General features: G+C 44.1%; 10 protein-coding genes. 6 read left to right on the forward strand and 4 right to left on the reverse strand.

The features are described from left to right. Positions 1-83 precede the first annotated feature (83 nt). Entirely contained in the window at positions 84-1,742 is a 1,659-nt protein-coding gene (gene ygxB, locus BSU_09390; RefSeq protein NP_388820.1) for a putative integral membrane protein, read from the reverse strand. A gap of 30 nt (positions 1,743-1,772) precedes the next feature. Between ygxB and spoVR the strand changes: the two genes are divergently transcribed. Next, on the forward strand, positions 1,773-3,179 hold the full coding sequence (gene spoVR, locus BSU_09400; RefSeq protein ID NP_388821.1) for an involved in spore cortex synthesis (stage V sporulation, conserved in non sporulating bacteria: 1,407 nt from the start codon (positions 1,773-1,775) through the stop codon (positions 3,177-3,179). Between the two features lie 29 nt (positions 3,180-3,208). Here spoVR and phoA read toward each other — a convergent pair whose 3' ends face one another. After that, entirely contained in the window at positions 3,209-4,594 is a 1,386-nt protein-coding gene (gene phoA / locus BSU_09410; protein NP_388822.2) for an alkaline phosphatase A, read from the reverse strand. Positions 4,595-5,123: 529 nt separating this feature from the next. Here phoA and lytE point away from each other — a divergent pair. Then, positions 5,124-6,128 carry a cell wall dl-endopeptidase; phosphatase-associated protein (major autolysin) gene (gene lytE, locus BSU_09420; RefSeq protein ID NP_388823.2) on the forward strand — a complete coding sequence of 335 codons (1,005 nt, stop codon included), beginning with the start codon at positions 5,124-5,126 and terminating at the stop codon, positions 6,126-6,128. 70 nt (positions 6,129-6,198) lie between these two features. On the opposite strand, the gene citR is transcribed toward lytE, so the two are convergent. Then, positions 6,199-7,074, reverse strand: coding sequence for a transcriptional regulator CitR (LysR family) (citR, locus tag BSU_09430; RefSeq protein ID NP_388824.2), 876 nt, complete (start codon positions 7,072-7,074; stop codon positions 6,199-6,201). A 108-nt stretch (positions 7,075-7,182) separates the two neighbouring features. Here citR and citA point away from each other — a divergent pair, with 108 nt between their 5' ends. The 4 genes from citA to yhdH all read left to right on the forward strand — a co-directional run bounded on the left by citA (position 7,183) and on the right by yhdH (position 12,346). Continuing rightward, positions 7,183-8,283 (forward strand): citrate synthase I, encoded by a 1,101-nt coding sequence (gene citA / locus BSU_09440; protein ID NP_388825.2) that lies wholly within the window; start codon positions 7,183-7,185, stop codon positions 8,281-8,283. A 73-nt stretch (positions 8,284-8,356) separates the two neighbouring features. Next, entirely contained in the window at positions 8,357-9,226 is an 870-nt protein-coding gene (gene yhdF, locus BSU_09450; RefSeq protein NP_388826.1) for a putative NAD(P)-dependent dehydrogenase, read from the forward strand. A gap of 249 nt (positions 9,227-9,475) precedes the next feature. Then, complete coding sequence (gene bcaP, locus BSU_09460) at positions 9,476-10,873, forward strand: branched-chain amino acid transporter or methylthioribose-degradation metabolite exporter (protein ID NP_388827.1); 1,398 nt, start codon at positions 9,476-9,478, stop codon at positions 10,871-10,873. Positions 10,874-10,990: 117 nt separating this feature from the next. Continuing rightward, on the forward strand, positions 10,991-12,346 hold the full coding sequence (yhdH, locus tag BSU_09470; RefSeq protein ID NP_388828.1) for a putative sodium-dependent transporter: 1,356 nt from the start codon (positions 10,991-10,993) through the stop codon (positions 12,344-12,346). A gap of 34 nt (positions 12,347-12,380) precedes the next feature. Here yhdH and yhdI read toward each other — a convergent pair whose 3' ends face one another. Next, complete coding sequence (yhdI, locus tag BSU_09480; protein NP_388829.1) at positions 12,381-13,790, reverse strand: putative PLP-dependent transcriptional regulator; 1,410 nt, start codon at positions 13,788-13,790, stop codon at positions 12,381-12,383. Positions 13,791-13,809: the final 19 nt, after the last annotated feature.

A 13,809-nucleotide genomic window follows, 5' to 3' on the forward strand; every position in this document is an offset into this window, starting at 1 on the left:
TTTCTATATCTTATCATAATCGATTGAAAAATGAAAAAAAAGGAATTAAAAAACATGCACCCAGCTGGGTGCATGTTTTTTGCTTACATGTCATTCGGCGGATTTTGGTTTTTACGGTTTTTTTCGATTTCTGTGTTTTGCATTTTGCGTTCAAATGTAGACAGATAACGTGATGCAAAATCCTTACCGCCAAGGCCGAAGGATAAACCAAAAGCAAGTGCGAAGCCGCTAAGAACGATGATGAACGCGGAATTGACGATTGTCGCAGCGACACCCAGCTGATCCAGGGCCATAAAGAAAGCAAGTGCGATAATCGTATATTTAGCAATAGGCGCTAAAGACTTGAATTCCTGACCTTTTATCATGCTTGCGAGCACTTTTCTCACCAATTCTCCTGCGTAAAGGCCGAGTCCGAGAATGAATACTGCGACAAGGACATTCGGCAGATACGCGATGATGCCGGTGGCAATTTCTACGAGGAAGTGCAGCCGAACAATTTGAAGCGCCTCAGCTGTAAAGAGCAGAATGACAATGATTTGCGCAATCATACCGACAACTTGAGACAAGGACAGCTTTGCAGGCGTTCCGGCTTCCATGCCCATTTTCCCTAAGACAGAATCAAAGCCTGCGCGATGGAGCAGTCCGGACACCATGGATTTCACCCATTTTCCTGCCCAGATACCCGCTAATACAAGCACGATGGCAATCATGATGTTCGGAAGCATGTTTAAAATCGTATTCAGCATAGAGACAGCTGGTTTTGAAATGCCGGCGACATCCAGCTGATCAAGCGCTGAAATGACCACCGGAATCATAATGAGCACATAAGCGATTGTTCCGATGACTGCTGAAAGGCTTGTGTCTTTTAAGTAAATTGATAAACCCATACGTGCCGCGAATCTTTCGGTGCCGATGCTTGCAAGGAAATTCGTAATGATATCACGGACAAGGCGGGCAACAAGCCATCCGATTAATACGATAAGCGCCGCTGCAAATAATTTCGGCAGAAAAGCGAGCACGCTTTCCATCATATTTGTAAAAGGACCTGAAATGCCGCTGATTTTCAAAGAAGATAAGACCCCTGGCAGAAAAACAAGCAGCACGAGATAAAAGACAATTTGTGAAGCGGTATTGACAGCCTGGTGAATATCTTTTCCTTCAGACACCAAATTCCACTTGCGCAGTTTGTCACTCGTGTTCAGCTTCATCCCGATTTTTTTGACAAGGAAGCTCAAAACAGAAGCTGCAGCCCATCCTAACAGCAGAATGAGTCCGGCTTTCAGCACGCTTGGGATCGCAGCTGCAATCGCCGAAAGCATACTGACAAACGGCGATGCCACTGTTGTCAGGTGCAAAATGTTAAAGAATAAAATAAAGACGATGATCAGTGCGATAAAATAAACGACCTTGCTTATGACTTTTTCCGAGGAATAGCGTGAAGGCTTTTTCCCAGCAAAGAGCTTGTCGTCGATTTTTGTTTTGCTGAGTCCTTTGTATACCGCTTTTTCAATGATTTTAGCAATAGCCCAGCCGATTAATAAGACGAGTAAAGCAATGATTACGTTTGGCAGCTTACTGAGATAAGAAGAAAACACGTCTGCTACATTCAATTGGTATCGCTCCTTTTTCGTAGTATGGTGTGTGTTTACCCACTTATCCAATAAGCAAACAGATGAATGTGCCGGGGGAATTTTTTCTTGCCCGAGTGAGACTATCATCTTTTGTCTGGCGGGCTCATACATTATAGATAAGTCCAAGTAGGGGGGATTCGGTTGAACGCGGAGGAGAAGAAGGGATTACAGCGGGCAATTGAGGAAATTACCGAAATTGCAAAAGGATTCGGCCTTGATTTCTACCCGATGAGATATGAAATCTGCCCGGCTGAAATTATTTATACATTTGGCGCGTACGGGATGCCGACAAGATTCAGCCACTGGAGCTTCGGCAAGCAGTTTCACAAGATGAAGCTGCACTATGATCTAGGGTTAAGTAAGATCTATGAGCTGGTCATTAACTCAGATCCATGCTACGCTTTTTTGCTGGACAGCAACTCACTGATCCAAAATAAATTGATTGTCGCACACGTTCTTGCTCATTGCGATTTCTTCAAAAACAACTGCCGTTTCCAAAACACGAAGCGCGATATGGTGGAAAGCATGGCGGCAACAGCTGAACGGATAAAACACTATGAACAGGTTCACGGGATAAAAGAAGTCGAATCTTTTTTAGATGCAATCCTTTCGATTCAGGAGCATATCGATCCGTCGTTGGTCCGACCAAAGCTCCAATGGAGTGTGGATGATGAGGAAGAGGAGATTGAAGAGGCAGCCACGCCTTACGATGATCTATGGTCTTTAGATGAAAAGAAACCGAAAAAACAAGTGAAAAAATCGAAAAAACCGTTCCCGCCGCGGCCTGAAAAAGATATCCTGCTTTTTATCGAGGAGCATTCCCGGGAGCTGGAGCCATGGCAGCGTGATATATTAACGATGATGAGAGAGGAAATGCTTTATTTCTGGCCTCAGCTGGAAACCAAGATTATGAATGAGGGCTGGGCTTCCTATTGGCACCAGAGAATTATACGTGAGCTTGATTTAACCTCTGATGAAGCGATCGAGTTCGCCAAGCTGAATGCAGGTGTCGTTCAGCCGTCCAAAACAGGCATTAATCCTTATTATTTAGGGCTGAAAATATTTGAAGACATTGAAAAGAGGTACAACAACCCGACGGAGGAAATGAAGAAAATGGGCGTGCAGCCTGACTCCGGCCGGGAGAAAATGTTTGAGGTCAGGGAGATTGAATCCGATATCTCTTTCATCCGCAATTATTTAACCAAAGAATTAGTCATGCGCGAGGATCTTTATTTGTTTCAAAAACAGGGCCGAGATTATAAAATCATCGATAAACAGTGGAAGTCGGTGCGCGACCAGCTCGTAAGCATGCGGGTAAATGGCGGTTTTCCATATTTGACAGTAAACGACGGCGATTATATGAAAAATAACGAACTCTATATTAAGCATTGGTATGAGGGCATAGAGTTGGATTTGAAATATTTGGAGAAAGTGCTTCCTTATTTATTCCAGCTTTGGGGAAGAAGCGTGCACATTGAGTCTGTGCTTGAGGATAAGGAAGTCATGTTTTCGTACGACGGAAAAGGTGTTCACCGCAGATATTTATAAAAAAGAGGATGCAGCGTTCTGCATCCTTTTTATTTTCCAGTTTTTAAAATCTTAAATATGATGTTTGCCTGGTCCGTATTGTTAATCAATCCGCGGAATTTTTCTTTTCCGGGGCCGTACGCGTATACCGGTACTTCTTCGCCGGTATGATCGGTACTCGTCCATCCGCTGTTGGAGCGGGTATTAAAAATCTTGATGATGGCTTTGGAGGCCCCTTTGCTTTTGTCAGCCTGTGCAGCTGCTTCAACGCTTTTGATTTCTTCAGATGTGACTTTCAGATTGGCATAGCGGGCGAGCACATCTTTAACCGGCTTGCCTTCACTGATTTTTTTGGCCATGAATTCAGGTGTTTTCTTAGCGGAGAGAATCGGTTCTGCGTGCCAATTCTTTTCCCCGTTTGCGCCAATGGTAAAGCCGCCGGTTGTATGGTCAGCAGTTGCAATCACAAGTGTATGTTTGTCTTTTTTCGCAAATTCAATCGCGGCTTTATAGGCCTGTTCAAAATCTTTAACCTCGCTCATGGCTCCTACTGTATCATTGTCATGGGCCGCCCAGTCAATCTGGCTCCCTTCGACCATCAAGAAAAATCCTTTTTTATTTTGGTTCAGGCGATCAATTGCTGAAACCGTCATGTCTTTGAGAGACGGTGTTTTACTGTCACGGTCGAGCGCTTTAGCAAGCCCTCCATCTGCGAAAAGCCCGAGCACCTGCTGATCTTTATTTTTTTTCAATGCTTGTTTAGTTGTCACATAGCTGTAGCCGGCTTGTTTGAATTCCTTTGTCAAGTTTCTGTCCTTGCGGTTAAAATAAGATTTTCCGCCGCCGAGCAGCACGTCTATTTTATGTTTGCCTTTTATCTTGTCATCCATATAGCTGTTGGCGATTTGGTCCATGTTTTTCCGTGATTCATTGTGGGCGCCATATGCGGCTGGAGTGGCGTGGTTAATTTCAGACGTGGCGACAAGCCCTGTTGACTTGCCTTGCTGTTTGGCCTCTTCAAGTACAGATTTCACTTTTTTTCCGTTTTTATCGACGCCAATTGCATTGTTATATGTCTTAACGCCTGTCGCTAATGCTGTTCCGGCTGCTGCTGAATCTGTAATATTATAGTCAGGGTCATCCGGATGCGTCATCATCATGCCTGTCAGGTTCCGGTCAAATTCTGTTAACTTCGGGTTATTCGGTGTGTCACCGTTATTTTTCATGGAACGGTAGGCTCTTATGTAAGGCGTCCCCATGCCGTCGCCTATCATCACAATGACATTTCTGATCTCAGCTTTGTCTTGTTTTTTGGCGCTGGCCTTTTCTGTTTGCTGAAGCTCAGCTCCGGCAAAGATTCCAGCTGTAAGGACAGAAACAGCGGCGATTGGCAGAAGTTTTGATTTCATATTTTGAAACAAACTCATTTTTTTCATGCCTCCTTTAATGTATTCCGTTTATCATGTTAGGGAAACTTTGTTAAATGCGGCTGTTGATCATGTAAACAATAAGTAAAGCCTTGTAAGGAAATGAAAAAACGCTTTTCGTTATCTTGCCTTATTTGATGTAAAGCATTCATTTTTCAGAAAAATCTTTACCTCTCTGTCTTTGCATGATATGTTTGTTTAAATAAAAAAACTGCGGATAACCACAGCTCTCCTCGAATATACTTTATCACTCATTTTTCCGATATATGAGCCGACCCCGAAAGTTTTTCATTTATTTCCTTTATGTTGAAAAACATCCCATAAAACATGACAAAAGCACTCGTTTTTTGTCACCTTTGCAATGAAAATGAAATATTTAATACCCTTAAAAACTTTTTTTTAGAACGAATAATTAAGAAATTTGTCACATGAAGTCAAGACTATTTCTGATGGGAATCTATCCTTATAATAGAAATCAATAAGATTAATTTAAAAAAAGAGATACATATATATAGAGTTAACATTTGGGGAGGAAAATATGAAAAAGCAAATCATTACAGCTACGACAGCAGTTGTTTTAGGATCGACGTTATTTGCAGGAGCGGCATCTGCACAAAGCATTAAGGTGAAAAAAGGCGACACGTTATGGGATCTTTCAAGAAAATACGACACAACGATCAGTAAAATTAAATCAGAGAACCACCTTCGTTCAGACATTATTTATGTGGGACAAACTTTATCGATTAACGGCAAATCTACAAGTTCAAAAAGCAGCAGTTCTTCTTCCTCTTCTTCTACATACAAAGTAAAGAGCGGGGACAGCCTTTGGAAAATTTCAAAAAAATACGGCATGACAATCAATGAACTGAAGAAGCTGAATGGCTTAAAATCAGATTTGCTTCGTGTTGGACAAGTCCTGAAACTGAAAGGTTCAACTAGTTCAAGCAGCTCCAGCTCATCAAAAGTGTCATCGTCTTCAACTTCTACTTATAAAGTGAAGAGCGGAGACAGCCTTTCTAAAATTGCGAGCAAATACGGCACTACGGTTAGCAAATTAAAAAGCTTAAACGGCTTAAAATCAGATGTAATCTATGTCAACCAAGTATTGAAGGTGAAAGGAACAAGCACAAGCAGCTCAAAACCTGCTTCATCTTCATCGTCTTCAAGCAGCAAAACGTCATCTACATCACTTAATGTGAGCAAGCTGGTTTCTGATGCAAAAGCGTTAGTCGGAACGCCATATAAATGGGGCGGAACGACAACTTCAGGCTTTGACTGCAGCGGATTCATTTGGTACGTACTGAATAAACAAACAAGTGTGGGCAGAACAAGCACTGCAGGATACTGGAGTTCTATGAAGAGCATTGCCAGCCCGTCTGTTGGTGATTTCGTCTTCTTCACAACATATAAATCCGGCCCTTCTCACATGGGGATTTACATTGGAAACAACAGTTTCATTCATGCAGGATCTGACGGCGTACAAATCAGCAGCCTGAACAACAGCTACTGGAAGCCTCGTTACCTCGGTGCGAAAAGATTCTAATTTTTAGAGAAAACCCGTTCATTGGAACGGGTTTTTTTCATTAGACGGAGCACAGGCGTTTTGGTTGCTCCTAAAAATGAAAATGTGATAAAAAATCCAAGAACTTTTTTTCTTTCTTATTTTCATAAAGGGCAATCGCGTAAGCGCCGGCATAGGGCAGCTGTACAGACTGATAAGGAATTCTGATCATCTGTTTCTCTGCTAACTCACGCTTTACTGTAGATAAAGGCAGAAATGAAACTCCGAGTCCTTCCTTGATAAACCGTTTCGTTATATGTGTTTGAGTGACCTTCATTGTTCTCACAAATGGAAATGTCATTCTGACTTGACGGAGCAAGTCGTCCCAGTAATCAGGATGATTGTGGGTCAAAAGCAGGTATTGTTCGAGCACCTCTTTGGCATCAATTTCGTTGTCTTCTATGAAACGCTTATCGGGCGGGGCAACAAGGACGACAGGGTCTTTGTATAAGCAGTGGCAGCTTAAAGAAGAAGACTGTACCTTTAAACAGCTTAGTCCGATATCTGCTTCCCCGGCTTTAATCAGTGACGCGATTTCCGCTGATTCGAAAATCGTAACCGCCATTTCTGTTTCCGTATTCATTGCTGTGTACCGCTTCATGACAGAAGGAAGCACTGTATCTGCAATAAGCGGAGAAACCGCGAGCTGTAAGGTTTGAGAGTAGCCTTGTCTCACTCTGTGAAGCTCTGCCATGCTGTTTTCATAATCATCAAGAAGCCTGAGCGCATACGGCAAATACGCCCTGCCTTCATCAGTCAGCTGGATTTGCCTGCCTTTACGCTCGAACAGCTTGCAGCTGATTTCTTTTTCTAATTGCTTGATATGTACGGTCACAGTAGGCTGAGATAAGAAAAGCGTTTCCGCCGTTTTTCGGAAGTTCTCATATTTTGCAGCGGTCACAAAGGTGTGAAGCCATTTGAAATCCATTTCTATTCTCCCTCTGATTAATATTTTTAATTAATTCCCTTTAAAATATTGATTATTTTTTAAATATTATATTTACTATAATAACAGAAAAGGATAGGGGGAATACAAATGGTACATTACGGATTAAAGGGAATTACATGTGTAGAAACATCCATCAGCCATATTGATGGTGAAAAAGGGCGTCTGATTTACAGAGGACATCATGCAAAAGACATCGCACTGAATCACAGCTTTGAAGAAGCGGCTTATTTGATTTTATTTGGAAAACTGCCTTCAACTGAAGAATTGCAGGTATTTAAAGATAAGCTGGCTGCGGAACGGAATCTTCCGGAACATATTGAGCGCTTGATTCAATCACTGCCAAACAACATGGACGATATGTCGGTGCTGAGAACGGTTGTTTCAGCATTGGGGGAAAATACGTACACATTCCATCCGAAAACAGAGGAAGCAATCCGGCTGATTGCAATCACGCCTTCTATCATTGCATACAGAAAAAGATGGACGCGCGGTGAACAAGCAATTGCACCTTCTTCCCAGTACGGACATGTCGAAAACTACTATTATATGCTCACAGGTGAACAGCCTTCAGAGGCAAAAAAGAAAGCGCTTGAAACCTATATGATTCTGGCCACGGAGCACGGCATGAACGCATCGACTTTTTCGGCACGAGTCACGTTATCTACAGAGAGTGATTTAGTGTCAGCCGTCACGGCTGCTCTCGGTACGATGAAAGGTCCGCTGCACGGAGGTGCTCCTTCTGCGGTGACAAAAATGCTTGAAGACATTGGAGAAAAGGAACATGCTGAAGCATATCTGAAAGAAAAACTCGAAAAAGGAGAGCGCTTGATGGGATTCGGCCACAGGGTGTACAAAACAAAAGACCCGCGGGCAGAAGCTTTGAGACAGAAAGCAGAAGAGGTGGCCGGCAATGACCGTGATCTTGATCTTGCGCTGCATGTAGAAGCAGAAGCGATTCGTTTGCTAGAAATCTACAAACCGGGACGAAAGCTGTACACAAATGTTGAATTTTACGCAGCTGCAGTGATGAGGGCCATCGATTTTGACGATGAATTGTTTACTCCGACCTTTTCAGCAAGCCGAATGGTAGGGTGGTGCGCCCATGTACTGGAACAGGCAGAAAACAACATGATTTTCCGCCCGTCAGCGCAATATACCGGTGCCATTCCCGAGGAAGTTCTTTCATAACATATTTTGGCGTTTATTCATTTCTGTCGTGTGGTAACGTTCAGTATCAACCACATGTCTAGGAGTGATGAATGTGAACCCAATGGACAGACAAACAGAAGGACAAGAACCGCAGCATCAGGACAGACAGCCGGGCATTGAGTCAAAAATGAATCCGCTGCCGCTGTCAGAGGACGAGGATTATCGAGGAAGCGGAAAACTGAAAGGAAAAGTTGCGATCATTACTGGAGGCGACAGCGGAATAGGGAGAGCAGCAGCTATTGCCTTTGCTAAAGAGGGGGCTGATATCTCCATTCTATACTTAGACGAGCATTCGGACGCAGAGGAAACACGCAAACGGATCGAAAAGGAGAATGTCCGCTGCCTGCTTATCCCGGGAGATGTTGGGGACGAGAACCATTGTGAACAAGCTGTGCAGCAAACAGTGGACCATTTTGGTAAACTCGATATCTTAGTGAACAACGCCGCTGAACAGCATCCCCAGGACAGCATTCTCAATATTTCAACAGAACAGCTGGAAAAAACCTTTCGCACAAATATTTTTTCCATGTTTCATATGACGAAGAAAGCTTTGCCTCACCTGCAAGAGGGGTGTGCCATTATTAATACGACATCGATTACCGCTTATGAAGGGGATACGGCGTTAATTGATTATTCCAGCACAAAGGGTGCGATTGTTTCCTTTACGCGTTCCATGGCGAAGTCGCTTGCAGATAAAGGCATCAGAGTGAATGCGGTGGCGCCCGGTCCGATTTGGACACCGCTTATTCCGGCGACATTCCCTGAGGAAAAAGTGAAACAGCACGGCTTGGATACCCCAATGGGAAGACCGGGACAGCCGGTTGAGCATGCAGGCGCCTATGTTCTGCTGGCGTCTGACGAATCTTCCTATATGACAGGGCAGACCATTCATGTGAATGGCGGCCGTTTTATTTCAACGTAATCAACGAAAAACCAGCTCAAGAGCTGGTTTTTTGTGTGGTGAAAAATTTCAAAATAAAAAATTTGTCGATTTTTCTAACAATTTTGTTTTCATTTTTGCAATTTTATATATAATATTGAGTAGGAGAAAGGAATGATTCGCGACCAGTACAAATATAGTAGAAAAAAAAGAATAATGACCATTGTTACTCATGAATTCAGAAAATTCAAATAAAATATATAAAAATAGATGATCGGGAGTTGAAGGGGAATGAAAGGGAGCGTTTTTAGGAAGAAAAGCATTCAGGATTTAATCGCTGCGACGAGCGGGGAAAAGTCTTTAAAAAGAGAATTAGGGGCATTTGATTTAACGTTGCTTGGAATCGGCGCCATTATTGGCACAGGGATTTTTGTTCTGACGGGAACAGGCGCAGTCACGGCCGGTCCCGGGCTGACGATTTCATTTGTTGTGGCGGCGTTGGCTTGTTTATTCGCCGCCCTGTCTTACGCGGAATTTGCGTCAAGTGTGCCTGTTTCAGGTTCGGTGTATACATTCACTTATGCGACATTGGGAGAGCTTATGGCCTTTATTATCGGGTGGGATTTAATTTTAGAATACATGCTGGCGGTAAGTGCAGTGTCGGTCGGCTGGTCTGGTTATTTCCAATCGTTTTTATCAGGGCTTGGCATTCATCTTCCGGTTGCTTTAACAGCGGCACCGGGCGCAGTGAAAGGCACCTTTACCCTGTTTAATCTTCCTGCATTCGTCATTGTAATGGCGATCACATATTTGCTTTATTTAGGCATCAAAGAATCAAAAAGAGTCAACAATATCATGGTTATCTTGAAGATACTGGTTGTTCTGCTGTTTATCGCGGTGGCAGCCGTTTACGTGAAGCCGCACAACTGGCAGCCGTTTATGCCAATGGGCTTTGGCGGCGTGTTCAGTGCAGCGGCGCTCGTATTCTTTGCTTTTATCGGATTTGACGCTGTATCCTCTGCTGCGGAAGAAACGAAAAATCCCGCGAAGGATCTGCCTAAAGGCATTATTTTCTCTTTACTGGTCTGCACGATTTTATATGTCACCGTATCAGCCATCATGACTGGGGTTATCCCGTTTGCTCAATTTGCGGGTGTGGATCATCCGGTTTCTCTTGTTCTTCAAAGCGCAGGGCAAAATTGGGTGGCAGGCATCATTGATATTGGCGCCGTGTTGGGAATGACAACAGTTATGCTCGTGATGCTTTACGGGCAGACCCGCGTCATGTTTGCCATGTCGCGTGACGGACTTGTGCCGGGTTCACTTTCTAAAGTGCATCCAAAGCACAAAACACCTTATGTAGCCACTTGGTTTTTCGGAACGATGTCGGCGCTTCTCGGCTCACTTGTTCCGCTGGATGAACTTGCAAAGCTGGTGAACATCGGGACGTTGTCGGCATTTGTCCTGATTTCTGTGGCAGTTATCGTTTTGAGAAAGAAACAGCCTGATCTTCCGAGAGCTTTTAAATGCCCGGGAGTTCCCGTGATCCCAGGCCTGGCGATTCTGTTCTGCCTGTTCTTGATTTTAAATCTGGGATGGGTGACGATTGTCCGCTTCCTAGTGTGGCTGTTAATCGGCTTGGTAATCTATTTCCTGTATTCAAGAAAGCATTCAAAATTAAATCAATAACCTTTTGATAAAGAGAGCGGCCATACAGGCCGCCTCTTTTCTGTTCTTGGCAAATGAATCTATAGAAATGAAGACAAAAATAAGAGATAATATAGGCTGGAAAGGAAGTGACGTTTATTGTCTGAGCAAAAACCAGTCCAATGGGCTTCGAAAATTGGTTTCGTCATGGCAGCGGCCGGCTCGGCTATCGGCTTGGGCGCGATTTGGAAGTTCCCTTACGTAGCGGGGACCAATGGGGGAGGAGCCTTTTTTCTTATCTTCGTGTTATTTACCATCCTCTTAGGCTATCCGCTTTTGGTGGGGGAATTTATTTTTGGAAGACGGAACCAGACGAATGCCATTGATGCATATAAAAAAGAAGCGCCGCGATCAGCTTGGTTTCTTACGGGGTGGATCGGCGTAGCGGCGTGTTTCTTAGTGCTGTCGTTTTACAGTGTAATCGGGGGATGGATTTTGCTGTATATCGTGAAAACAGCGTCAGGATCACTGTCCGGGCTTTCTCAAGCACAGTATGGCGCTCTTTTTGCTTCTATTATCCAAAATCCGGTGCAGACGCTCGCGGCTCAGCTTGTCTTTATGGCACTGACTGTACTCGTTGTCGCAAGAGGGGTTCAAAAAGGGATTGAACGGGTAAGCGCGGTGATGATGCCGATTTTGTTTTTATTGTTTATTCTGCTCGTTCTTCGGTCTCTTACGCTTAATGGTGCAATGGAAGGCGTAAAGTTTCTGCTTGTGCCTCATTTCGGCGATCTGACTCCGGAATCCATATTATTCGCGCTGGGACAGGCCTTCTTTACGTTAACACTGGGGGTTTCGGTGATGGTGACCTACAGCTCCTATTTGCCGAAAACACAAAATATCCCTCGTTCGGCAGCCTCCATTGTCTTGATGAATATCATTGTGACACTCTTGGCAGGTTTGGCTATTTTTCCGGCGGTTTTCTCATTCGGTTTTCAGCCAAATGAAGGACCGACATTGCTGTTTACAGTGCTTCCGGCCGTTTTTGAACAGCTTCCGTTCGGCACATTGTTTTTTATCGGCTTTCTCGTTGCATTTTTATTTGCAGCCTTAACCTCAGCATTTTCGATGGTTGAAATTATCGTTGCCACAATCGGAAAAGGGGACGAAAAGAAGAGAAAAAAACTGTCATGGACGAGCGGGCTTTTGATCTTTTTGGTCGGAATCCCATGCTGCTTGTCTTATGGCGTTTTGAGTGATGTGCACCTATTTGGCAAAACGTTTTTTGATATTGCCGATTTTACCGTCAGCAATGTTTTGATGCCTTCAGGCGCTCTGTTAATTTCTCTATTTATCCCGCTGAAAATTTCGAAAAGCGAACTCTTGGCTGAAATGCGAAATGGATCAAATGCAGGTAAAGCATTCTTTTACACATGGTTTTATTTGCTTCGTTTTATCGTGCCGCTTGCCATTATTATCGTGTTCTTAAATTTAATCGGAATTTTATCATTTTAAAAAACAGGCTCCGTTTCCGGGGCCTGTTTTTTATTTAATAAGATGATATCAACGGTGCCCATGCCGTTTTCAGTTTTTGGATGCCGAGCCTGATGTCCTCTTCTGACAAACCGCCATAACCGATTAAGACAGAAGTAAAAGGCGTCTGTTCTATATATGAGGGAGACACGGGATAGAGGGTTACACCGTGGTCAGCGGCTGCTTGTATTGCTTCTTCCTCACTTGCTGGAAACAAAAGGCGCAGCAGAATGTGAAGCCCCGAGTTCTTACCGAGAATCTCAACGGTGTTTCCCAGTTCAGAGCGAATGGCTTCTAACAGGACAGCGTGTTTTTTTCGGTATAAGCTTCTCATTCTATTTATGTGTTTTTGCCACTCTCCGGTTTCGATGAAGTCTGCCAGTGCCAATTGCGAGTGGGCAGAAACGGTCTGCTTCATTAACTGAACATTGTTTTGGATCGGTTCCATGAGTTCAGGGGGCACAATCATGAAGCTGAGCCGCAAGGAAGGCAGAAGTGACTTTGAAAAAGTGCCCAGATATATGACTCTGCCATTCGGATCAAGACCCTGTAAAGACGGAATGGGATGGCCGCTGTAGCGAAATTCTCCATCGTAATCATCTTCTATAATGAATGAATTTGTTTCTGCCGCCCATGCCAGCAGCTCCTGTCTGCGGGTAATCGTCATAATGGTCCCAATCGGAAACTGATGCGAAGGAGTCGTATACATGAGATAAGGATTCTGACGGTAGAGCTCATCCGGCAGGACGCCTTCTGCATCAGAACAAATCGGAGTGACATCCATGTGATTTGCTTCAAACATCCTTCTTGAACGGTGAAAGCCCGGTTCTTCAAAGCCGATTTTTGTACCTGGCTTTAGCGAAAGGCAAAGATTTTGCAGAAGCACGGTGGTTCCTGCGCCGATGATAATCTGGCCGGGTTCACAATTTACTCCCCGAGACAGCCTGACGAATCGGGCAATCATGTGCCTGAGTTCGTATTCTCCTTGAGGGTCGCCAGAGGTGTGAAACGATCCGGAATAGCGATCAAGACTTTTTACTATGCTTTTTCTCCATGCGTTAAAGGGAAAGAGGGTCGGATCAACGCTGCCCTGATGGAAGTCAATAGCAGGTGCGTTTTTTTGATGTAATCCCGGCTGTACAGACTGCTGAAAATGGTCAGGAGCTGTCGGGAATCCTGGTTCTACTTCCGCCGCGAACCAGCCGATTTTCGGCTTGCTTTTGACATAGCCCTCAGCAGTTAATTGCTCATAAGCTCGTTCTATAGTTGCCGTGCTGACATCGAGCAAGCTGGAGAGCCTGCGTTTTGACGGAAGTCTTGTTCCCTTTGTGATTCGCGCATGTGAAATTTCTTGTTTAAAAAAGGTATAAAGCTGTTCATACAGCGGTGTTTTGCTCTTTTTATCAAGAAACGGCGTAATATCCATCTCATGTCTCCTTTGTAGC

The sequence above is a fragment of the Bacillus subtilis subsp. subtilis str. 168 genome (assembly GCF_000009045.1).
Classification (GTDB): Bacteria; Bacillota; Bacilli; order Bacillales; family Bacillaceae; genus Bacillus; species Bacillus subtilis.

Excerpts from the sequence above, each read along its gene's own strand:
- phoA (NP_388822.2), bottom strand. The coding sequence starts at position 4,594 with ATGAAAAAAATGAGTTTGTTTCAAAATATGAAATCAAAACTTCTGCCA.
- citR (NP_388824.2), bottom strand. The coding sequence starts at position 7,074 with ATGGATTTCAAATGGCTTCACACCTTTGTGACCGCTGCAAAATATGAG.
- lytE (NP_388823.2), top strand. The coding sequence starts at position 5,124 with ATGAAAAAGCAAATCATTACAGCTACGACAGCAGTTGTTTTAGGATCG.
- ygxB (NP_388820.1), bottom strand. The coding sequence starts at position 1,742 with ATGTATGAGCCCGCCAGACAAAAGATGATAGTCTCACTCGGGCAAGAA.
- yhdI (NP_388829.1), bottom strand. The coding sequence starts at position 13,790 with ATGGATATTACGCCGTTTCTTGATAAAAAGAGCAAAACACCGCTGTAT.
- citA (NP_388825.2), top strand. The coding sequence starts at position 7,183 with ATGGTACATTACGGATTAAAGGGAATTACATGTGTAGAAACATCCATC.
- bcaP (NP_388827.1), top strand. The coding sequence starts at position 9,476 with ATGAAAGGGAGCGTTTTTAGGAAGAAAAGCATTCAGGATTTAATCGCT.